The sequence below is a fragment of the Selenomonas sp. FC4001 genome, from assembly GCF_000701565.1.
Lineage (GTDB): Bacteria > Bacillota > Negativicutes > Selenomonadales > Selenomonadaceae > Selenomonas_A > Selenomonas_A ruminantium_B.
This window is the reverse complement of sequence record NZ_JNJF01000010.1, coordinates 139,019-160,305: the sequence shown is the minus strand read 5'-3', so window position 1 is coordinate 160,305 and position 21,287 is coordinate 139,019. Positions and strand designations below refer to the sequence as shown.

Genomic DNA, 21,287 nt, shown 5'->3' with positions numbered 1-21,287 from the left:
CTCGCTTCAAGCGACTCATTTATCTTATCGCATTCAGCTTAGCTTGTCAAGAACTTTTTTGAAGTTTTTCGAAGCTTTTCGGTTCCTCACAGTGGCCTGCCAATCAAGGCTTGCTGAACTGTTTCGTTGCCGTGTCTGTCAGCGACTTGTATTATATTACACGAGTCAGAGGCTCCTGTCAACACCTTTTTTGAAAAAAACATGAAAAACTGCTAGATGCTGCCACTTCTAATCATTTCTGCCCCAGCAAAGCTAAAACTTTGTCCCGATGATAGCAGGTTTCTTCAACAAAATCGTGCAGATATTCCGGGAAGATTCCCTCCCGCTGACAAAGCTGCTGCAGTCGTTCCAGATTTTCCGTCCGCGCAACGTCATACTCAATACGATGCAGGATGCGGGATAACTCCTTGCGCACCTCTGGGCTGTATAATCCTTTGAGGTTGGCCACTTTGGCGGTGCTGACAGCAGCTCGGAAGAGATACCGTCTGATGGAAAGCTCGTGATTGATATTAGCGTAGCCTGCCGCCTCCCACTCTTCTTCGGCGCTATTGTCCTCATCTCTATCCCCGGGCACAAAGTCAATTTCCTTGAAGAGTGTATCGTCCAGCAGGCGAACCATTTCGCTTTTGGCATAAAGATGTTTTTCCCTTACAGGAAACTGCCCCTGCTTCAAAGCTTCCAATACTCCGGTGTAACGTATATTCAAAAAATCGCCATAGAATACGCCCACATCCGTAAGTTTTCGGCTGATATCCAGTAGCAGTTCATAAGGCTCATAAGCCCGGGCCAGCAGATTTTCCGCTAATACCGCATCGAAGCTGCCATTGGGGAAGGGCAGTTTTTCCTGACGGATGTCTTGAAATACCCATTGGATATTCAGCCCGGCAAACTCACGCAGACTGGCGGCCTCCTCAATTTCCGTTACCACCGTCAACTGAGAATGGGGATAGAGTGCCGCAATCTTTTCTACATAAGTCAGGCTTTCCAGAATCAGCCAGCGTAAAGGCGCCGGCCCACCGGGCAGAAACGCGGTTAAGTCCTGCTTCATAAGGCAAAGTCCCCCTTTCTGGCCCACAGGTCGATACATATCTGCCAAAACGCTCCTGCATACCTTGCCTTGTCGCAGAGGGGCGAATTTTCCACCTCCGCCCGCAGATTTTCCTGCACAGCCGCTAAAAATGACAAGTCAGAAGCAAGCTGCAAGGCACATTTCAAATAGTCTTCTCTGCTGTCTGCTATCCATTCCTCATAACCTGCCGCTGTCAAAAGGCTTGCCCCAAAGCGGGCACTATGATGATTTCCCCGCAGGGTCACCACCGGCACCCCCATATAGAGCGCCGTAGCCGTCATAGCACCGCCGTTATAGGGAAAGGTGTCAAGCATGATGTCAATTTCCTGATAATCCTGCAGGTAATTATCGGTGCCCAGCCGCACTTCCGTCCGTTCCATTGGCAGGCCCGCTTTTTCCAAGCGCTTTTCCAAAGCCTGACGCCGTTCCGGCAGGCGCGTGGTGTCCTGCACAATAAGGCGTGCCTTCGGACAAAGTTCCAGAATCTCCCGCCAAAGCGCCAGCACCTCCCGATTTAGTTTCATGCCGTTCTGGAAGCAGCCAAAGGTCAGGGGCATGCTTTCATTTCGTGGCTGACGCCGGCATTTTTGCATGGCTTCCGTCGGCGTGAAGCAGAACGCATGGGGAAGGGGTACCAGTTCTTCCCGAAAAAATGACTTGTCAATTTCTGACGGGTCAAGAATTTTATCCGTCAGCAGACCGTCCACAGCCCCCAGTCCCGTCGTATCGAAGTAGCCAATGGCGCTGAGCTGTACCGGCGCAGGCTTTTTCGCCAGCACCATCAAGGTCAGGCCGCCTTCCGTATGGCCCGACAAATCCACCAATATATCGATTTCATCCCAGCGGATGGCCTCAGCCATCTCCACGAGATTTTTCCCGGCCAGACAGCGATAGATAAGGCCACAGCCCTGTAGAGAATGGGTAAAGGCATCCTCCTCATCCTGCAGAGCGTAGAGATACGTGCTGGCATAACGCACATCCAATCCGGTCACCAGTGCCTCATAAAATCTTGCCGCGGCACTGTCACAGAAATCATGGGCGATAAAGCCTACACGCAGACGGCTATGGGGCACAATCTGGCGCGGAGGTAGCAATTCCTCCTCGCGGTACAATTCCTGATAGTAGTTATGCTGCTGCCATAAATCAGCGGCACTTAATCCCGGCAGATAATGCAGGGCAAAAAGATAGCTGGAGAAATGCTCCCGCTGGCTGCGCAGATACTTGTCGCATTGGGCTGCGTTGCTGTAAGCGGCGGCCGCACCTTCTCCATCCGCCAAATCATGGAACACGGCGCCATATAGTTCATGGAAGCGCCATTCCTCATCCGGGGGCACGCTTCCCCGCAAATCATCCAGTTTTTCCCGGGCCAGCTGGGTTCTGCCCCGCTGCAACAGGTTCACAATCTCCTGCCACCAGCTCTCCATGCGCTCACCTCGTCCCCATTACTCAGTCAATCTGAAATAGGCAATCTCTGGCGGACAGCCAATGCGTATCGGCAGCCAGCTGCCATTGCCGCAGTGAACATACCCCAGACTGTCCTTCACCTTTACCAGTCCTCGGTTGTACTTAAAGGCCGCCATCAGGGGAATCCCAAAGACTCCGAACTGACCGCCATGCGTATGGCCGGTCAGTATCAGAGGCACGCCCATCTCCGCTCCGTCATCAATAAATTCCGGATGGTGGGCCAACAAAATGGTCTGCCCCCATTTCTCCTTGGGAATGTCCTGCAAGGCCCTTTGCACCATCTCCGCCTTCTCGGTGCGAAAACTTTCCTCATCCCGGGCAAACGAATATTCGGCACCAGCCAGCCAAAGTTCTGTCCCCGGCACCTTTTCTGCCCGGCCAATGAGCATGTGTACCCGGGTCTTTTCCAAGAGCTTCTTCGTGCGTCCCCAGTCCCGGTAAACTTCATGATTGCCCAGACAGAAGTAAATCCCCTTCGGGAATAAATCCACCGCTTCATCCAATATATGCACTGCGGCAGGATTCTTTTGCAAGTCATCGAATAAATCACCGGTAACCACCAGAATATCCGGCGAATCCGCAGCCGCCAGCTGCAAAAGCTGCCGCAAATCCTCCAGCGAGAAAAATCTGCCCAAATGCACATCGCTGATTTGCGCTACAGTCAAGCCAGCCAGTCCGAGGCCAGCCGGATATTTTACATCATAATGGCGCTTCACCTGCTGCTTCCGCTCATAATAATAGCCATAGGAACCGCCCCCCAGCATGGCTGCCGGATAAAGAGCCGCGCCCTTCAAAAACCTGCGTTTGTTCTTATCCACAGGAATTTTCCGGTAAATAAACCAAGTCAGCAGAGCCGGGATGAAAATAAATACAATAGCCGCAACTAAAAAAAATATCGCCCAGAACACAAAAATACCTCCAGCGAAAAAAAAGAGAACCGGCCACGCCGATTCCAAATGTGCAATCTTATAAGAGCATAATAAAATTTTCGTTAAACTTCGTAAAAAAACTTACATCAAATGTATTATGCCAAGCCTCGCAGGTGAGCGTTCTCCGCTTGTCTTTCCCTGTAATACCAGCGGATGGATTTGCCAATGGCGCAACGAATAGCATCCAGCTCCCCAGCCAGTGCCAGTTTGCGCAACTTCGTTACATCGAAACCATTAACAGACAAGTAACTCGCAGAAAGGAAACCTCCTCGTTTTAATTGTTTGCGAAAAATCGCGCTGTCACGACGGTCCATCTCTATGTTCTTGATAGCCATATAAACAACCCCCCATAATCCCCTATGAAGTATATTTACATGCTCTCTGCGTTGCACCTATATTGTAGCATATTTTTGTAAAGTTGTACACATCTTTTGTAAATTTTTTTACAATTCTTGTAAATGGATAAATTTTTTCTTATAATGTAAGTATCGTGTGTATATCTATTTGTTTAGGAGGTTTTGCGATGCTTACTACTCAAATTAAAGAGTATCCGCTGCCAGCAGATTTACAGGCTAAAATTGATTTGGTTCTGGAATCCCACGACAACGACCCGACTCAGATTGTGGGGATTCTGCTGGAAGTGCAGGACTTAAACGAACGTCATTATGTGCCGGAAGCCACAGCCTACTATCTGGCAGACCGGCTCGCCATTCCTGTCACCAACGTGTTCGACTGCCTGAATTTTTACAGCGAACTTTCCGCAAAGCCCCGAGCAAAATATCCCATACAGGTCTGCTCCTCGCCGGCCTGCCGGGTAAACCGTATCGATACGGAGCGCCTCTTATCCACGCTGCAGGATTTGCTCGATATCAAAATTGGGGAAATCACCTATGACGGCCGCTTCACCTTGGAGCGCACCACCTGCTACGGTGCCTGCGACCGGGCACCCGCTGTGCGCATCAACGGCCATGTCTACGACCATCTGGACAGCATCGAAAAAATCGAAGCGCTGCTCCGTTCGCTGAAATAAGGAGGGGAAATGTATGAGCACACAAGTTAAATTCCTGACCAAAAATTTTGGCCAATACGACACCTCCTCCATCGGTTCCTATATGAACATCGGCGGTTTTGAAGCTCTGCGCAAAGCCGTGAATATGGACCCGGAAGATATCTGTACCATGCTCACAGAGGCAAAAATCCGTGGCCGTGGCGGCGCAGAATATCCGCTGGGCCGCAAGTGGAGCCAGGCTCGGGCTGTACGTGGTGAGAACAAGGTAGTCATCTGCAACGCGGACGAAGGAGAGACTACCACGTTCAAAGACCGGGAACTCATCAAGAACGACCCTTTCAATCTCATTGAAGCCATGATTATCGCCGGCTTCGTCTGCGGTGCAACCGACGGCTTCATCTATATGCGGGGCGAATATGCTTGCCACCGTCCCCTGCTTCTCAATGCCATCCGCCAGGCCAGAAACTACGGTTTCCTGGGCGAAAATATCTTAGGCAAAGGCTTTGATTTCAATATTCATCTCTATTCCGGCGGCGGTGCCTATGTCTGCGGCGAAGGCACGGCGCTCATCCGCTCCATCGAGGGCAAGGCGGGCCGTCCCCGCATGAAACCGCCCTTTATCAAGGTCAGCGGTTTGTTTGCCCGTCCTACCTGCTTGAACAATGTCGAGAGCCTCTCCCTTGTTCCTCATCTGCTTCAGGATAAGACCACCTATATGAACTGCGGCACAGGAGAATCCATCGGCACCAAGCTCATCAGCGTGGCAGGAAATGTCAACAAGCCGGGCGTCTTTGAGATTCCCTTCGGCACCACGGTGCGGGAAATCATCTACAATCTGGCCGGCGGCATTCAGCACGACCGGAACATCCAGCTCATTCAGTTCGGCGGCGCATCCGGCAAAGTCACGGATGCTTCGATTCTGGACACGCCCTATACCTATGACGATTTGCGGGCCGCTGGCGTCATGGTCGGTTCCGGCGGCATTCTGGTCATCGACGAGCGCACCAGTGTCATTGACTTTTTACGCATGAATCAGGAATTCTTCTCCGAGGAGAGCTGCGGACAGTGTACGCCCTGCCGGGAGGGTAATCTCCATATCAAGATTATTCTCGACAAGCTGGCCAAAGGCGAAGCCAACGAACAGGATATCAAGACCATGACCACCATTGCCAAGGTCATGAGCATGTCTTCCCTTTGCGGGCTTGGGGAAACCGCCCAGAACAGCCTGTTGTCCGCCATGAAGAAATTCCCGCAAGTTTTTGACCTTGGAGGTGCCCGCGCATGAGCAATATGAACGAAAGCCAGGAAATGGTAAAACTCACCATTAACAATATTCCCATCGAAGTGCCCAAGGGCACCAAAATCATGCAGGCCGCGAAAGTTCTCGGCATTGACATTCCACACCTCTGCTACCATGAGGACCAGCGCATCAAGGCGCACTGCCGCCTGTGCTCCGTGGAAGTCACCGGCAAAAAGCGCCTGCTGGCCGCCTGCTCCACCGAAGTCTGGGAGGGTATGGATGTCCATACGGACACGCAGATTGTCCGTGACACGCAGGTGTCCATCCTCCAGCTCATGCTGGCTAACCACCACAAAGACTGCCTGAGCTGTCCCCGCAATCAGAACTGCGATTTGCAGCGCCTTTGCAGCCGCTTCAACATTCTGAAATCCAATCTGCCCAGCGTGGTAAAGGAAGTGCCCCGCATTGAAACCAATCCGTCCATCGTCCGTGACCCGTCCAAATGCATCCGCTGCGGCCGCTGCATCCGGGCCTGCAAGGATGTGCAGGGGATTGCCGCACTCACCTACGCCGGACGCAGCAGCGATATCGTGGTGACCACGGCCTTCAACAAGCCCATGGAGGAAACCGACTGCCTCCTCTGCGGCCAGTGCAGTCTCGTATGCCCCACCGGTGCCATTGTGGAAAAGGACGATACCCAAAAAGTTCTGGATGCCCTGCAGGATGACAGCAAACACGTTATCGTACAGGTTGCCCCCTCTGTGCGAGTGGCCTTGGGCGATGCCTTCGGTCTGGAACCGGGTGCCATCGTCACGGGGCAGATGGTTACGGCTCTGAAGCTTTTGGGCTTCGATAAAGTATTCGATACCAACTTCGGCGCCGACCTCACCATTATGGAAGAAGGTCATGAATTCCTGCACCGTTTGGAACACGGCGGCGTTCTGCCCATGATGACCTCCTGCAGCCCGGGCTGGGTCAACTACATGGAAAAACACTTCCCCACCTGCATCAACCATCTGTCCTCGGCCAAGTCCCCCATGAGCATGTTCGGCGCCATTGCCAAAACCTATTACGCCAAGCAGGCCGGACTCAAGCCGCAGGAAATCGTCACCGTATCCATCATGCCGTGCACGGCGAAAAAATTTGAAGCCGCCCGCCCGGAAATGGGCCGCGACGGCTATCGCGATGTGGATGTGGTGCTTACCACCCGCGAGCTTATCAAACTCATCAAATACGTGGGCCTGTCCATCGGCCAGCTGCCGGAAAATGACTTCGACAGCCCCTTAGGCCTGTCTACCGGTGCAGGGGCCATCTTCGGCGCCACTGGCGGCGTAATGGAGGCAGCCCTTAGAACCGTCTACGAAAAAGTCACGGGCAAGACCCTCGAAAAACTCGAATTCATGGATGTGCGCGGCTTTGAAGGCATCAAAGAAGCCACGGTACACCTCCCCGGCCGGGATGTGCACATTGCCGTTGCTCATACGCTCAAAAATGCCCGTCTCATCATGGAACAGGTCAAAAAAGGCACCAGCCCTTACGATTTCATCGAAATCATGGCCTGCCCTGGCGGCTGCATCGGCGGTGGCGGGCAGCCCATCGGTACCACCAACGCCATTCGCAAGAAGCGCATGGCCGCCCTTTACGAAATCGACAAGGCCCTGCCCATCCGCAAATCCCACGAAAATCCGGATATCCAAACCCTTTATCAGGATTTCCTGGGCGAGCCCTTGGGTGAAAAAGCCCATGAACTGCTGCATACCCACTATCATCAGGTGGATAAGCCGTATACCTTCAACTAAATTCCCAACACAAAAAGCCGCTGCTCACCAAAGAGCAGCGGCTTCTTCTTTCATCTTTTTTTCAATGGCAGCTATTTTATCCGGCGCTACCTGACGCAATTCTTCCATCAGCTTATGCAACTGGCTGGACAGGGTCAGCACCGCCTCGGTATTTTTCTCCGCGTACCTGGGTACCTTCTGTTCCACCACCAAATCGCCCTGAATAAGATTCCGGTATTCATCGAGCGGCACCGGCTCTGCGAAGAAATACCCCTGGGCATACTCGCAACCGATGGTTCGCAGGAAATCCACCTGCTTCTGGGTTTCCACCCCTTCGGCAATGACCGGTACATCCAGCCGCTTGGCCATGCGCACCACCGAATTGAGGATATTGTCAGCCCGGCCATTTTCCACGCCCTGAGAATCCGACAGGAATCGCAGGTCGATTTTCAGAATATCCACGGGCAAATCCTTCAGCATATTGAGCGAGGAATAACCGCTGCCAAAATCATCCATTAGAATGACAAAACCTTTGGCCTGCAGCTGGCTCGTTATCTCAATAATCTGCTGGGGATTTTCCACATAGGCGCTCTCGGTCAATTCCAGTTCCAACAGCCGCGGGTCAAGATTGTACTTTGCCGTCAAATCCTCAAAGACCTGCACGAGATTCGGACTGTAAAAATCCACCCGGGACACATTGATGGACACCGGCATAACCGGCCGCCCCGCATCAATATCCTCCCGCAGCATCTGACAGGTTTTCTCCCAGACATATTTATCCAGCTGATAGATAAAACCATTCTGTTCAAAGATAGGCACAAACTTGGCCGGAGAAACGAAACCGAGCTGGGGATGAATCCAACGCACCAGGGCCTCTGCCCCCACCACTTTCTCCGTGTTCAAATTGTACTTTGGCTGCAGGTAGACGATAAATTCGTCCCGCTCCAAGCTGCCGTTCATATTATTCACAATGACCTGCTCACTGACCATGTTTTCCCGCATGTCATCATCATACTCACCGCAGACAATAATGCCATTGCGCGAGGCCTTGAACAGCCCCATGGCCGCCCGGTCCAACATGGTGGTAACAGACAAATCCCGTTCCTTCACCGTATAAACCCCAAAATAGAAATCGATACGGTAATCAAGGGCAAAGGACACGGCCAGCATCTGCAGGGAATGAATGAGATGCTCTCGCAGATTTCCCGCCGTCGGATAGCACAGCAGGAAATTGTCCGCATAAAGCCTGCCATAGACGCAGGGCTCCAGCTGAATGCTGGTCAGGAACTGGGAAACATACCGCAGCAGCTTGTCCCCTGTTTCCTCACCAAACAGGTCATTTATCACTTTGAAACGGGCAATGTTAAAGCGCATGATTTCAAATTCCGTGTCGGGATACTGCGCCAACACTTCATTTACCCGCCGGCAAAAAGCCTTTTTATTGTACAAATTGGTCAGCCTGTCATAATTCAGATTGTAGAGAAAGCTGGCAAAGCCCCGTTGCACATTGATACCGCAAATCCGGTAAGTGTCCGCATCCTTGCGGAACATAATCATAAGACGATGGGTACTGTGCCTGCGATTGCGGGACGTAAGTTCCACGGCCGCCCGTACCGTGATTCCCTGGTCGGTTTCAATCTCGTTGCAGGTCATCTTTTTTACATGGACGCCTTCCACTTTCCTGTAGCTGTCCGCCAAAAAGTTCAGCACCGGCTCCCGTCCCTGAACATAGTATTGAGAAATCACGCCAAAGGCGATTACATCATCCGTCAGCAAGTCACGCGTGTCTGTCGTATTGCCAAATTCATAATATTCTCGGATTATCCGATTTACCAAGGCTGTAATTCCGCTACGCTCCATTCGCTATCGTCCCTTTCAGGATAATTTAGCATTTACTGAATATAATTATATCATATCCGCGAAGAAAATGTGCGTAAACTTGCATACTATGCGCACAGACTACAAAATACCTAGCACGAACACCAATATCCATATTATATTGGGTATGCTACAATTTAGATAGCAGTTCCGGCAGTCATCCGGTTGCTTATCTAAACGTGTCACAGGAGGTATTAATTCATGTATGAACTAATCAGCAGTATATGTGCTGTCTTCCAAAATCTTGCCGATTTGGTCTGGGGATTCCCGACCAATTTGGATTGGTACGCCCAACTCCCCATTATCGGCGAGCTGCCATTGGTCATCATTCTCTTGGTGGGAACTGGCATTTATTTCACCTTGCAGCTGGGCTTTGTGCAGGTCAAATATTTCCGTTATGGTCTGAACACCCTGATACATAGCCAAAAGACGGAGCAGGGCATCAGCCCTCTGGCCTCGTTCCTTCTCTCTACAGCGATGCGCGTGGGTCCCGGAAATATTTTGGGCGTTACGGGCGCCGTTTCCACTGGCGGCCCGGGTGCCCTGTTCTGGATGTGGTTCTCCGCCTTCTTCGGCATGGCCACGGCCTTTGTCGAATCCACACTCTCGCAGATTTACAAGGACAAGCAGGGGGATGAATACGTCGGTGGACTGCCCTGCTATGGACGGAAACTTTTGGGTGGTGCAGCCATCATCGGCGGGACTTTGAGTCTGCTGTATATCGTCTATGCCCTGCTCTGCATTCCGGCTCAGGGCTTTAATACCATATCGGCCATGACGACCATCACGCAAAACATAACAGGCGTAGAACTGGCCGCTGACAGCACGCTTGTCTGGATTTTCTTCCTGCTGCTGATGAGTGTGACCACATTCTCCATCTTCGGCGGACTGCGCCGCATTACCAAAATCACCGATGTACTTGTGCCCATCATGGCCGTTATCTATGTGGCCGCTGTTGTCATGATGGTTGCCCTGAATCTTGACCGCCTGCCCTGGTTCTTCTATGTGGTTGTAACCGAAGCCTTCCATCCCGAGCCAATTTTCGGCGGTGCTTTGGGTATTGCCCTCTCACAGGGTATCAAACGCGGCCTCATGAGCAACGAGGCCGGACAGGGCACGCTGTCCATGCCCGCAGCAGTCTCCCATGCCAAACATCCCTGCGACCAGGGCATCATTCAGGCTATCGGCGTTTTCCTCGATACCATGGTCATCTGCACGCTGACGGGTTTCGTCCTCATCATGGGACAGGCCTGGATGGGCAATGGCTCTGCAGCCTGGATGGAACTGGGTCGTCTGGAAAAATTCCTTGCCTCCTGCGCGCAGCTGCTCGGCAGCGGTACCGGTTATGGCCTGGCTACGCTTGTCATCAGCATTTGCTTTGGCATTTTCGCCTTCACCTGCCTGCTAGGCTTCCTGTCCTTCTCTGAAATCTGCGCCCGGCAGATTTCCCATAACAAGATGTTCATTGCCTCCGTCCGTCTGGTGAATTTGACGGTACTGGCTTTCGGCATGGTCACCAACATTGCCGGCTTTGACCTCAGCGCCCTCTGGAACCTCAGCGACTTTGCCAACATTGTCATGGTCTGCTGCAACCTGCCGCTGCTCTATCTGGGCTTTGGCCAAGTGAAAAAGGCCTTCGCGAATTTCGAAGACCAAAATGAAGAATTCAATTCCGAAACATTTGGTACGCCTGTACCGGTTTGGGATGAATGTACCGCTTCATCAGCTTTCCACGTAATAAAGGATGCCCAAAGTTAACTTTCCTATATACCTGAAAACGGCTTGCAGATTTCTCTGCAAGCCGTTTTCACTTCTTATTTCAGATTCTCGATTTCCGCTCCCGTAGCACGCAGGCGGGCGATTGCACGCCGCAGGGCCAGCTGGGCACGTTCGATATCGATATTTCTGGCCTCGTCGCCTCCCTGATGGAAAGCAGCGATACGCTCTTTGGCGCGGTCCATGGCACGCTGGGCACGATTGATGTCGATGTCAATCGGCTGTTCAGCCGCCGTAGCCAGCACCGTGATTTTTTCCGGGGTGACTTCCATAAAGCCGCCGGACACAGCAATAAGCTGTTCGTCCCTGTCGGAACCATTGAGACGCACGCGCATGGCATGAGGCAAAAGCCCCGTTACCAGAGGAGCGTGTTTGGGGAGGATACCCAGCTCGCCGCCCGTGGAACGGACGATAAGCATGCTGATGTCCTCGGCATAAACCACTTTATCCGGGGAGACAATCTCTAGCTGGATCGTAGCCATAGATTATCCCTCCTTTTCCAAGGTCTTTGCTTTCTCCACAGCTTCGTCAATGTTGCCGACCATATAGAAGGCAGCTTCCGGCAGGTCATCGTATTTACCTTCAAGGATTTCCTTGAAGCCGCGAACCGTTTCCTTGAGCGGTACGTATTTACCCGGAGAACCGGTGAATACTTCTGCTACGAAGAACGGCTGGGACAGGAAACGCTGAATCTTACGCGCACGGGATACGGTGAGCTTATCCTCGTCGGACAGTTCTTCCATACCCAGGATGGCGATGATATCCTGCAGTTCCTTGTACTTCTGGAGCACTGCCTGCACACCGCGGGCCACCTGATAGTGTTCCTCGCCGAGAACTTCAGCATTGAGGATACGGCTGGTGGAATCGAGCGGGTCAACGGCGGGGTAAATACCCAATTCTGCAATCTGACGGGAAAGTACCGTCGTTGCATCGAGGTGGGTAAATGTACCAGCCGGTGCCGGGTCAGTCAAGTCATCGGCGGGCACGTATACGGCCTGTACGGAGGTGATGGAACCTTCCTTAGTGGACGTAATACGTTCCTGCAGCGCACCGATATCGGTGGTCAGGGTCGGCTGATAACCTACTGCCGACGGCATACGGCCGAGCAGTGCGGATACCTCAGAGCCTGCCTGAATGAAACGGAAGATGTTATCAATGAAGAGCAGCACGTCCTGATGCTGAACATCACGGAAGTATTCTGCCATGGTGAGGCCCGTCAGACCTACACGCATACGAGCTCCGGGAGGTTCGTTCATCTGACCGTAAACGAGTGCGGTCTTGCCGATAACCCCGGATTCCTTCATTTCACCCCAAAGGTCATTACCTTCACGGGTACGTTCACCTACGCCGGCGAATACGGAGTAGCCGCCGTGCTCGGTAGCGATGTTATGGATAAGCTCCATGATAAGCACTGTCTTACCTACGCCGGCACCGCCGAAGAGGCCGATTTTACCGCCGCGGGCGTACGGTGCGATAAGGTCAACGACCTTGATGCCCGTTTCGAGTACCTGTGCACTGGTTTCCTGATCTTCAAATTCCGGAGCAGGACGATGAATCGGCCAATACTCAGCGGCGTTAACCGGAGCAGGGTCCTTATCCACGGTCTGGCCCAGTACGTTGAAGATACGGCCCAGAGTGCCTTCACCAACGGGAACACTGATCGGAGCGCCGGTATCTTCGGCTTCCATCCCGCGGGTGAGACCATCGGTAGAGCTCATGGCGATGCAGCGGGTTACGCTGTCGCCGAGGTGCTGCATAACTTCAACCACGAGGTCGATGTCCACTTCACCGGCTTTGCCCTTGATGGTGATTGCATTCAGTATTTCCGGCAGTTCGCCAGCCGGGAATTCAATATCTACGACAGGTCCAATAACCTGTACGACTTTACCTTTTGCCAATGGTAAACCTCCTTACGATGCCCTTATTTCAGAGCTTCGGCACCGCCAACAATCTCGGTGATTTCGTTGGTGATACCTGCCTGACGTACCTTGTTGTAGTAGAGGTCCAGTTTGCTGATAAGCTCTTCTGCGTTGTCCGTTGCATTGCTCATGGCGTTCATGCGGGAGCTAAGTTCGCTTGCCGCAGACTGCAGGAGCGCTGCATAGATGGTGGTGTAGAGATACTGCGGAAGCAGACTTCCGAGTACCGTGGCAGCATCCGGTTCATAGATGTATTCGGTAACCGGGCCTTCCGTGCCTTCTTCTGCCTCAAAAGGCAGGAGCTTGAGCACCTGCGGCTCACAGTTAATCGCCGAAATAAACTTCGTATAAACCATCTGCACTTCCCGGATTTCTCCGGTCTTGAAGCGTTCCACCAAATCGTCGGCCAGTTTCTTAGCCAGGTCAAAGCTGGGGCGTTCGCTGACGCCGATAACGCTCTTTACCACATCATAACCACGATTCTTGAAGTGGCTGGTCCCCTTGCGGCCGACAATGACCAGCGGGGTATTTTTCTTGTCCTCGACCAATGCTTCCGCTGCCTTGCAGGCATTGGCGGAATAAGCACCGGCCAGGCCCTTGTCACTGGTGACAAGCAAAATGAGCTTTTTGCCGTCCTCATGCTTTTCGAGCAGGGGATGAGAAAAATCATTTCCCGCGGTAGCAGCAATCTGCTGTACCACCTGCACGACCTTTTCTGCATAAGGCTTATTGGCAAGTGCTGCCTCTTTGGCATGACGGAGACGCGAGGTCGCCACCATGTTCATGGCACTGGTTATCTGCTTGGTACTCTTTACGCTCTTAATGCGATGGCGGATGTCCTGTAAACTAGCCAAAAAGAATCACCTCGCTAACCTTATGCCATTTTGTATGTTACAGTTTCCTTGAATTCTTCGATAGCTTTCGAAAGATCTGCCTCAATGGCATCATCAAGTTTCTTCTGTTCGGCAATCTTAGCCCCGATATCCGGATGCTGCGCACGCATGAACTTCAGGAAGTCATTGTGGAATTCAACCACACGCTCTACCGGAATATCGGCCAGGAAACCGCGGACAGCGGTGAATATCACCATAACCTGTTCCTGTACGAGGAGCGGGCTGTACTGTGCCTGTTTCAGCGTTTCAACCATGCGGGCACCGCGGTCGAGCTGTGCCTTGGTGGCTTTATCGAGGTCGGATGCAAACTGGGCAAATGCGGCCAGTTCGCGGTACTGTGCAAGGTCAAGACGCATGGTACCAGCAACCTGCTTCATGGCTTTAATCTGTGCCGAGCCGCCTACACGGGATACGGACAGACCGACGTTGATAGCCGGACGGATACCAGAGTAGAAAGCATCGGATTCCAGCATGATCTGACCATCGGTGATGGAAATAACGTTGGTCGGAATGTACGCGGAAACGTCACCAGCCTGCGTTTCGATAATCGGCAGAGCCGTGATGGAACCGCCGCCCAGTTCGTCACTGAGTTTTGCAGCACGTTCGAGCAGACGGGAATGTAAGTAGAATACATCACCAGGATATGCTTCACGTCCGGGCGGTCTTCTGAGCAGCAGGGACATTGCACGGTATGCAGCTGCATGCTTCGTCAAATCGTCGTATACGCAGAGGCAGGCCTTGCCCTGATACATGAAGTGTTCTGCCATGGCAACACCGGCATACGGAGCCAGGTACTGCAGCGGAGCGCTGTCAGCAGCCGTAGCAGCTACGACAATAGTGTATTTCATAGCGCCGGCTTCTTCGAGGGTCTTAACCACGCGGGCAACGGTGGAAGCCTTCTGACCGATAGCTACGTAGACGCAGATACAATTCTGGTCATGCTGGTTGAGGATGGTGTCAACCGCGATAGCCGTTTTACCGATACCACGGTCACCGATGATGAGTTCGCGCTGGCCACGGCCGATAGGTACGAGGGCATCGATTGCCTTCAGACCAGTCTGCAGCGGTTCTTTAACCGGTTTGCGGTCAGCAATACCCGGTGCGCGGTACTCAACCGGACGGAACGTGTCGGCTTTGATGTCGCCCTTGCCATCGATAGGACGGCCGATAGCGTCAACAACGCGGCCAATCATCGCTTCGCCTACGGGAACCTGCATGATTTTGCCCGTACGCTTTACCTGTGCGCCTTCCTTAATCTGGGTTTCACCGCCCAGGATAACGGCACCTACGTTGTCCTGTTCAAGGTTCAGGACCAAACCAAATATATCATTACCAAAATCCAACAGCTCACCGGCCATGGCTTTTTCGAGGCCATGAATATGGGCGATACCGTCACCGATTTCGATAACCGTGCCAACCTCATCGACGTTCAAGTCTACTTCGTAGTTCTTGATTTGGTCTTTGATGATGGCCGTTATTTCTTCCGGATTCATTTTCATAACTTAGCTGTCACCCCAGTTTCTCACTTGCTCGTCAGTAATTCTTTTTGCAGCGCCTGGAGGCGTCCGGCCACACTGCCGTCGATACGGCGGTCGCCGATTTTGACCACGACACCGCCCAAAAGGGCCTTGTTTTCGTGGAGGCGGAGTTCCACCTTTTTCCCCGTAACTGCTTCAAGTTTAGCGGCGATTTTTTTCTGCTGTGCTTCCGTTGCCGGCTGAGCCGTGGTCACATCAGCAATGACAATGCCTTGGGCGGCATTAGCCATTTCCCTGAACTGTTCCGCAATAACGGAAAGCAGGGCAAAACGGCGCTTGTCCACCAGAAGGAGCAGGAAGTGGTAAATGCTCTGGGAAAGTTCCCCTTCATACATCTTCTTGACCAGTTCCTTTTTGGCTTTTCGCTCCACCTGCGGGTTGGCAAAGAAGGATACCGCAGCCGGTACTGCTTCGAGGTCTTTTTTGACCTGCAGAAGCTCCTTGCCGTACTGGGCTAATTTACCTTCTTCCTGCGCCAGTTCAAAAATCGCCCGGGAATATTTATGTGCAAGCTGTAAGTTTAGCATGGCAAATCACCAATCTTATCTTTGTCCAGCTTATCCACAAATTCCGCGATAAGCGCTTCATTTTCAGCCGAATCCATATTCTTGGCGATGATTTTGCCGGCAGCAGCCATGGAAAGTGCCACCATTTCGGTGCGCAGTTTTTCAACGGCTTTTGCACGGTCACGCTCAATATCGGCCTGAGCGGATTTCTTCATCTGCTCAATATCGGCTTTAACCTTCTGCTCCTCTGCCTCGCGGAACTCAGCGGCACGCTTTTCGGCATTCTTCTGAATTTCTTCAGCTTTTGCGGTAGCGGCAGCCAGTTTCGCCTTGTACTGCGCCAGCAGCTTGTCTGCTTCTGCCGCATCGGCATCGGCTTTGTCAAGGCTTTCCTGAATCTTATCCTGACGGGCTTTGAGCATGTTGACTACGGGTTTATACGCAAATGCGCGGAGTAATACAACCAGAATCAGGAAGTTAATAATCTGCGCAATAAACGTCCCATTTAACTCGATCAATTCCTATGCCCCCTTTATTAAGCAATTCATCAAAGAAAATTATTTGATGAGCGGGTTTGCATAGAGCATGATGAGGGCAACAACGGTTGCGATGATAGCCATGGACTCGATCAGACCAACAGAAATAAGGGTGTTGGTGAAGAGCGTGCTCTTTGCTTCCGGCTGACGGGTGATACCTTCGATGAAACGGCTCGTTACAAGACCATCACCGATACCAGCGCCGATTGCGGCCAGACCCATCGTAATACCTGCGCCAACGAGAGCAGCGGCTACCATAATTGCGTTTTCCATGAAAAAATCCTCCTTAAAACCTTTAACTAAAAAATTCCCAGTTCGTCTTAGCCTTCTTCCTCACTCTTTACTGCATTGGCAAGATATGCCATGGACAGCATGGTGAAGATGAACGCCTGTACCCCGCCGATAAAGATACTGAAAGCCAGCCAGATAACTGACGGTATCGGCATCCAGATTGGCATGAGCTGCAGCAGGATGATGATAAGAATTTCACCTGCCAGAATGTTGCCGAATAGACGGAAGGCCAGCGTAATTGGCTTAGCGACTTCCTCTATGGCGTTGATGATGACAAAGACCGGCGTGGGCTGGAAGAAATGCGCGATGTAATGACCGCCTTTCATATAAAGCCCCAGTCCGTGCACCATCACAATGACCAAGAGTGCAAGGCCTAAAGTGGTGTTCAAGTCATTTGTCGGCGATGCCATCTTTGGGATAAGCCCCAGCCAGTTAGAAACCAGCAGGAACATAAAGAGCGACACGACAAAGGGCGCCAAAAAGCGTCCATTCTTGCCCATGGTCGCATCAATCTGTTCATGAAGCCAGACCACGATTGCCTCCACCACATTCTGCCAGCCTTGCGGCACCATCTGCAGATTGCGGGTTGCCAGCACTGCAATGAGCAGTACAATGGCCATCGTAATCCAGGTCATAACCAGAGTCTCCCAATTGAAGGTAAAGCCGGCAAACTGCACTACTTCGCGAACACCGATTTCATGCATATACCTCAACCTCCTCCCAGGAATTCCTGAGTTACTATTTCGCGCTATTCATGCGGATCATGAGAACCATAGCCCAGGCATAACAGAGAAGAAATCCCAACGCCACTATGCTGAACACCTGCGTGGAAATCCGGACGGCCGCCAACAAGACAATAAATAATACCATCAAGCGCAAAACCAGTCCCCATAACATTTGTCTTTTTGCACCGCCAACAGGTAGTGACGCAGCTTTCCACAGCCGCAGGGACATGTTTCCCAAAAATACCAGGCCCGTCATAAAACCAATGATTAACGCCCCGATAAGCTCAGTCTGCCCGTTTGCCACGAGCATACTGCCTACCGCCAAGGTGATAACCCCCAGTCCCATTATAAGCCTTTTCATGAATATCGGCAAAACTTCTTTCATATTCCTCCTCCGGCAAAAAAGCCTGTAAGTTGAATATTAGGCTATTGCCCATCTTATACAATTCAACATAAACATAAAATATCCTTTTTTTAAATGAATATTTATGAGTTTTTTTGGCTTTTTTTGCTTATTTTCCAAGGAACATTTATGGGATTTTACGATTGAATTATTGGTATTTATACTACGATAAATCAATATTCCAACTTTATCCCATTTGGTCGCAATGACTATTATAGGCAAATTATTGTTAAAAGGCAAGAAATAATTAAAAATGCGATTAGATTTATTTATTTTAATAATTTATATTTATTATTGCATAAAAAACCACAAAAAAGGCCTCCCTCTGGATGAGGAAGACCTTTCGTTTTTACCGGATGTTAATGGTCGTACTGTGCTGCACTTCTGCCGCTTTCGGCATATTCACATGCAGGACGCCATCTTTGAACTCCGCATCAATGCGGGACTCATCGATATTGTCGATGTAGAAGGAACGGCTTACGGAGCCCATACGGCGCTCCCTGCGGATATAATTGCCCTTGTCGTCCTTATCACCGGATTCACTCTGCTGCTGAGCAGCTATGGTGAGATAACCGTTCTGATAGCTGAGCTTTACATCCTCTTTCTTCATGCCCGGCAAATCTGCTGTCAGCTCATAGCTGTCACCGTTATCCTTCACATCGACCCGCATACCGCCATTGGCATTGAAGCCCGACATGGTGGGGAAGAAATCATCATGGAAAAATGGTTCATTGAACACATCCCAGATGCTGCGCGGAGCATCGCCTGCTGCCAAATCTTTACGACTGCCAAACGGAACCAAACCAAACATAATCAGCAACCCCTTTCTAAATTTATACCGGTCAAGAGTTTGCTGTGCGCTCCTGACTATCTGTTAACATTTCTGTAACCAGGTTCTTTGCTTTCCTTCTTCCTGATTACAATTTTATTATAGCCCAAATAGTCAAAAAGTCAATAGGTCAAAAAGATAAAATTTATCTTTTTTTCGGCTGTCACTGTACGAGTTTTGCAATCAGCTCCCAATTATTTTCCTTGGCAGCCGTCTGCAGTTCCAATAGCAGCGCCGCTTCCCGTTCAGGCAGTCTGTAATCATCGAGGGTTTCCAGCATATAATCCAGGCTGTCCATATCCCGGCCTGCAGCAATTTCACGCAGAGCTTCCCAGGTTTCAGCCAATTCTTCTTCCGTGATAGGCGGCTTTCTGTCCGCATCATCCCGCAGGGCAGGTGCATTTTTCTGCTTCATGGGGAACCAGTTCAGCACACGCTGCCGCAGGTCAAAGGAACAGGTAGTACCCTTCCCCAGCTCCGTCTCCATATGCAGCTCACTGCCAAAGAGTTTTAAGAGCCGTTGGGTGACATTGAGCCCGAGTCCCATTTCGTTGAGCATATTTTGCGGACGGTCGTCACTAAGCGACAAAGCCCTCTGCACCTCTGCGAAGTTTTCCGGTGTAATACCCACACCGGTATCTTTCACCGAGAAATGAAGCAGTACATCGGCAGGACCAATCTTTTCCATCGTAACCTTAAGATGGATGCTGCCCTTTTCCGTAAAGCGAACCGCATTGTTCAGGATATTGACGAGTATCTGGCGGATGCGCAGTTCATCACCATAGAGGACGCTGGGGATGTCCGGCGGCAGTTCCGTCACCATCTCCAAACCTTTTTCTATCACTTCGTCCATGATTTCGTTATGCAGATCCTGCAAGAGTGTGCTGACCCGATACTCCGCCTCATTAGCGCCTACGTCTCCTGCCTCCATCTCCAGGAAGTCAAAAATACGTCCCAAAATGCCATAGACCTTTTCTCCGGCCAAATAACACTCACGGGAATATTCCTTGATTTTATCCTCCGTGCTTTCCTTACGGATTTTTCGTTCCAGACGAATTACCGTCTTCAACGGCGCGGCAATTTCCCGGCGCACATTGGCTAGGAATTTATACTTGGCAATGCTGGCTTCCTCATTTTTCACGGCCAGTTCCCGCAATTCGCGATTGCTCTGCTCCAGCTCCTGGGTAATGACATCCAGGAAAGCCGCCATACGAGTGGACAAAAGCATGCGGGTATTTTCCGGCTCGGACTCCGGCTCGTCGTAGAAGCTCAGCGCAGACTTATTGCCGCCCTCGCGGAAACCCACGGCAATCAGCGCACAGTTAAGCAGTCCGCCCTGCCCCTGATAGCAATAAATCTCCCCTGTGCCGCTGCAGCTGCTCAACTGATTGGCAAAACGCTGATAATAGCGCGTCTCCCAATGTTCCTCGCCCTGCAGGAACAGGGAACGAGTACCACAGGCCACAATAAACAGGCCGTCCGGAGCAAACTGGCTCATCTTCTCGCTGGCCAGCTCCGTCTCGTGGAGAAAATCCTCCCGCACCGCATAGGTCAGGCGCACTCTTTCCCCCACATTCACATTCCCGTTGAAGAAGATGCGGCCTTCCTCGTCAAATCCCGGCGGCACACGAGCGATAAGACAGCCCTCACGCTCAATGGTCAAGGGAAATTCTGCGATATTATAAACGAAATTCTCATCCGGTTTCACCTTCAGATAATGGCGGTAAATATCCACCGCCGGCATGTCATCCAACGTGCTGATGACATTGGGCCCCATGGTTTCCGTGATGACCATTTCCTTGCCGATAGGCTTCCACCCCAGCACATAATCCGCCCGAACCCCGAGACTTTCACCACAGAACACTACCACCACAATACCCCGAGGCATCAGTTCGCTGCCCATGAGATAATATTTGTCATTGCTCTCCCCCAGCAAGGCACCAGTGATAATGGAACTGCCTGTGCCAATATCCTTCACTGTGCCAGTCATGGCACCAAAAACCACGACATTCTCATTGCCGCAGACAAAGCCGTCCAGAAACTTGTCAAAATTGCCATCCGTTGTTCCGAGCACCATTGCCGCCCGCGCATCTGGCATGGCGGCCACCTTCTGACCGAACTCCACCCCCAGACGGGCAAAATCATCGGGAATCCCCGCATATTCCATCAGCCGCAGCTTAGAATTCTGGAAGAAGGTACAGTTGAGCTGCACATAGCTTCCCAACTGCGGCGAGAACAACGTCTCCGTAATACCAGCCACCACAGCTCGGGGCAGGAAGCTGCGAATTTTCTCCCGCACCTTCACCGCCTCATCCTTGGGCATCTGGCTGAAGGACAACTGAATAAAAATCGCATTGGCCTGTTTGCTGGCAGGACGCATGACGAGTGTCTGCATGACCTTTTCCAGCTTATCCCAAAATCCCTGGTCTCCCTCGCTCCAATTCAGCATGTAATTGTACTGTATCATCGCACATCCTCCTTATGGCGAAAAATCCCTTACGGAG

General features: G+C 51.6%; 20 protein-coding genes. 4 read left to right on the top strand and 16 right to left on the bottom strand.

What is annotated here, in order from left to right; genetic code table 11:
• Nucleotides 1-232: 232 nt before the first annotated feature.
• From T320_RS05110 to T320_RS05095, 4 genes are all read right to left on the bottom strand, one after another.
• Entirely contained in the window at nucleotides 233-1,048 is an 816-nt protein-coding gene (locus T320_RS05110; RefSeq protein ID WP_037353585.1) for a class I SAM-dependent methyltransferase, read from the bottom strand.
• A complete protein-coding gene (locus tag T320_RS05105; protein ID WP_051608602.1) occupies nucleotides 1,045-2,493 on the bottom strand; it encodes an O-linked N-acetylglucosamine transferase, SPINDLY family protein in 1,449 nt (482 codons plus the stop codon). Before T320_RS05105 ends, T320_RS05110 begins: the two co-directional genes overlap by 4 nt.
• A gap of 18 nt (nucleotides 2,494-2,511) precedes the next feature.
• Nucleotides 2,512-3,351: a metallophosphoesterase gene (locus T320_RS05100; RefSeq protein ID WP_156032746.1), complete on the bottom strand. Its 840-nt coding sequence runs from the start codon at nucleotides 3,349-3,351 to the stop codon at nucleotides 2,512-2,514.
• A gap of 206 nt (nucleotides 3,352-3,557) precedes the next feature.
• Complete coding sequence (locus T320_RS05095; protein WP_026759913.1) at nucleotides 3,558-3,797, bottom strand: hypothetical protein; 240 nt, start codon at nucleotides 3,795-3,797, stop codon at nucleotides 3,558-3,560.
• Nucleotides 3,798-3,985: 188 nt separating this feature from the next.
• Here T320_RS05095 and T320_RS05090 point away from each other — a divergent pair, with 188 nt between their 5' ends.
• From T320_RS05090 to T320_RS05080, 3 genes are read left to right on the top strand one after another with little or no spacing between them, the layout of a single operon-like run.
• The gene (locus T320_RS05090) at nucleotides 3,986-4,492 is read left to right on the top strand and encodes an NADH-quinone oxidoreductase subunit NuoE family protein (RefSeq protein ID WP_051598488.1); all 507 of its coding nucleotides are present in this window, start codon (nucleotides 3,986-3,988) and stop codon (nucleotides 4,490-4,492) included.
• Nucleotides 4,493-4,505: 13 nt separating this feature from the next.
• On the top strand, nucleotides 4,506-5,756 hold the full coding sequence (locus tag T320_RS05085) for a complex I 51 kDa subunit family protein (RefSeq protein WP_037353583.1): 1,251 nt from the start codon (nucleotides 4,506-4,508) through the stop codon (nucleotides 5,754-5,756).
• A gap of 5 nt (nucleotides 5,757-5,761) precedes the next feature.
• Entirely contained in the window at nucleotides 5,762-7,510 is a 1,749-nt protein-coding gene (locus T320_RS05080) for an NADH-dependent [FeFe] hydrogenase, group A6 (protein WP_037353638.1), read from the top strand.
• A 24-nt stretch (nucleotides 7,511-7,534) separates the two neighbouring features.
• On the opposite strand, the gene T320_RS05075 is transcribed toward T320_RS05080, so the two are convergent.
• A complete protein-coding gene (locus T320_RS05075; protein WP_051608600.1) occupies nucleotides 7,535-9,349 on the bottom strand; it encodes a putative bifunctional diguanylate cyclase/phosphodiesterase in 1,815 nt (604 codons plus the stop codon).
• Between the two features lie 219 nt (nucleotides 9,350-9,568).
• On the opposite strand from T320_RS05075, the gene T320_RS05070 reads away from it, so the two are divergent.
• Nucleotides 9,569-11,125: an alanine/glycine:cation symporter family protein gene (locus T320_RS05070; protein WP_037353581.1), complete on the top strand. Its 1,557-nt coding sequence runs from the start codon at nucleotides 9,569-9,571 to the stop codon at nucleotides 11,123-11,125.
• A gap of 56 nt (nucleotides 11,126-11,181) precedes the next feature.
• Here T320_RS05070 and T320_RS05065 read toward each other — a convergent pair whose 3' ends face one another.
• The 11 genes from T320_RS05065 to T320_RS05015 form a co-directional block, all read right to left on the bottom strand.
• Nucleotides 11,182-11,625, bottom strand: coding sequence for a F0F1 ATP synthase subunit epsilon (locus tag T320_RS05065; protein ID WP_037353580.1), 444 nt, complete (start codon nucleotides 11,623-11,625; stop codon nucleotides 11,182-11,184).
• A 3-nt stretch (nucleotides 11,626-11,628) separates the two neighbouring features.
• A complete protein-coding gene (gene atpD, locus T320_RS05060; protein WP_037353579.1) occupies nucleotides 11,629-13,041 on the bottom strand; it encodes a F0F1 ATP synthase subunit beta in 1,413 nt (470 codons plus the stop codon).
• A 23-nt stretch (nucleotides 13,042-13,064) separates the two neighbouring features.
• On the bottom strand, nucleotides 13,065-13,916 hold the full coding sequence (atpG, locus tag T320_RS05055) for an ATP synthase F1 subunit gamma (RefSeq protein WP_026759906.1): 852 nt from the start codon (nucleotides 13,914-13,916) through the stop codon (nucleotides 13,065-13,067).
• Nucleotides 13,917-13,936: 20 nt separating this feature from the next.
• Nucleotides 13,937-15,454 (bottom strand): F0F1 ATP synthase subunit alpha, encoded by a 1,518-nt coding sequence (gene atpA / locus T320_RS05050; protein ID WP_026759905.1) that lies wholly within the window; start codon nucleotides 15,452-15,454, stop codon nucleotides 13,937-13,939.
• Between the two features lie 23 nt (nucleotides 15,455-15,477).
• Entirely contained in the window at nucleotides 15,478-16,020 is a 543-nt protein-coding gene (gene atpH, locus T320_RS05045; RefSeq protein ID WP_037353578.1) for an ATP synthase F1 subunit delta, read from the bottom strand.
• Nucleotides 16,014-16,517 (bottom strand): F0F1 ATP synthase subunit B, encoded by a 504-nt coding sequence (gene atpF / locus T320_RS05040; protein ID WP_026759903.1) that lies wholly within the window; start codon nucleotides 16,515-16,517, stop codon nucleotides 16,014-16,016. The genes atpH and atpF overlap by 7 nt, the downstream gene beginning before the upstream one ends.
• A 39-nt stretch (nucleotides 16,518-16,556) precedes the next feature.
• Complete coding sequence (gene atpE / locus T320_RS05035) at nucleotides 16,557-16,808, bottom strand: F0F1 ATP synthase subunit C (RefSeq protein WP_014423513.1); 252 nt, start codon at nucleotides 16,806-16,808, stop codon at nucleotides 16,557-16,559.
• 47 nt (nucleotides 16,809-16,855) lie between these two features.
• Complete coding sequence (gene atpB, locus T320_RS05030; protein WP_014423512.1) at nucleotides 16,856-17,530, bottom strand: F0F1 ATP synthase subunit A; 675 nt, start codon at nucleotides 17,528-17,530, stop codon at nucleotides 16,856-16,858.
• Between the two features lie 34 nt (nucleotides 17,531-17,564).
• Entirely contained in the window at nucleotides 17,565-17,912 is a 348-nt protein-coding gene (locus T320_RS05025) for a hypothetical protein (RefSeq protein WP_231465849.1), read from the bottom strand.
• Nucleotides 17,913-18,303: 391 nt separating this feature from the next.
• Nucleotides 18,304-18,765: an Hsp20/alpha crystallin family protein gene (locus T320_RS05020; protein WP_026759901.1), complete on the bottom strand. Its 462-nt coding sequence runs from the start codon at nucleotides 18,763-18,765 to the stop codon at nucleotides 18,304-18,306.
• 181 nt (nucleotides 18,766-18,946) lie between these two features.
• The gene (locus T320_RS05015; RefSeq protein ID WP_037353576.1) at nucleotides 18,947-21,250 is read right to left on the bottom strand and encodes an ATP-binding protein; all 2,304 of its coding nucleotides are present in this window, start codon (nucleotides 21,248-21,250) and stop codon (nucleotides 18,947-18,949) included.
• Nucleotides 21,251-21,287: the final 37 nt, after the last annotated feature.

Bases quoted from the DNA above. Each gene is read 5' to 3' on its own strand.
- T320_RS05110 (WP_037353585.1), bottom strand. From the start codon at position 1,048: ATGAAGCAGGACTTAACCGCGTTTCTGCCCGGTGGGCCGGCGCCTTTA.
- T320_RS05105 (WP_051608602.1), bottom strand. From the start codon at position 2,493: ATGGAGAGCTGGTGGCAGGAGATTGTGAACCTGTTGCAGCGGGGCAGA.
- T320_RS05095 (WP_026759913.1), bottom strand. From the start codon at position 3,797: ATGGCTATCAAGAACATAGAGATGGACCGTCGTGACAGCGCGATTTTT.
- T320_RS05090 (WP_051598488.1), top strand. From the start codon at position 3,986: ATGCTTACTACTCAAATTAAAGAGTATCCGCTGCCAGCAGATTTACAG.
- T320_RS05085 (WP_037353583.1), top strand. From the start codon at position 4,506: ATGAGCACACAAGTTAAATTCCTGACCAAAAATTTTGGCCAATACGAC.
- T320_RS05080 (WP_037353638.1), top strand. From the start codon at position 5,762: ATGAACGAAAGCCAGGAAATGGTAAAACTCACCATTAACAATATTCCC.
- T320_RS05075 (WP_051608600.1), bottom strand. From the start codon at position 9,349: ATGGAGCGTAGCGGAATTACAGCCTTGGTAAATCGGATAATCCGAGAA.
- T320_RS05070 (WP_037353581.1), top strand. From the start codon at position 9,569: ATGTATGAACTAATCAGCAGTATATGTGCTGTCTTCCAAAATCTTGCC.
- T320_RS05065 (WP_037353580.1), bottom strand. From the start codon at position 11,625: ATGGCTACGATCCAGCTAGAGATTGTCTCCCCGGATAAAGTGGTTTAT.
- atpA (WP_026759905.1), bottom strand. From the start codon at position 15,454: ATGAAAATGAATCCGGAAGAAATAACGGCCATCATCAAAGACCAAATC.
- atpH (WP_037353578.1), bottom strand. From the start codon at position 16,020: ATGCTAAACTTACAGCTTGCACATAAATATTCCCGGGCGATTTTTGAA.
- atpE (WP_014423513.1), bottom strand. From the start codon at position 16,808: ATGGAAAACGCAATTATGGTAGCCGCTGCTCTCGTTGGCGCAGGTATT.
- atpB (WP_014423512.1), bottom strand. From the start codon at position 17,530: ATGCATGAAATCGGTGTTCGCGAAGTAGTGCAGTTTGCCGGCTTTACC.
- T320_RS05025 (WP_231465849.1), bottom strand. From the start codon at position 17,912: ATGAAAAGGCTTATAATGGGACTGGGGGTTATCACCTTGGCGGTAGGC.
- T320_RS05020 (WP_026759901.1), bottom strand. From the start codon at position 18,765: ATGTTTGGTTTGGTTCCGTTTGGCAGTCGTAAAGATTTGGCAGCAGGC.
- T320_RS05015 (WP_037353576.1), bottom strand. From the start codon at position 21,250: ATGATACAGTACAATTACATGCTGAATTGGAGCGAGGGAGACCAGGGA.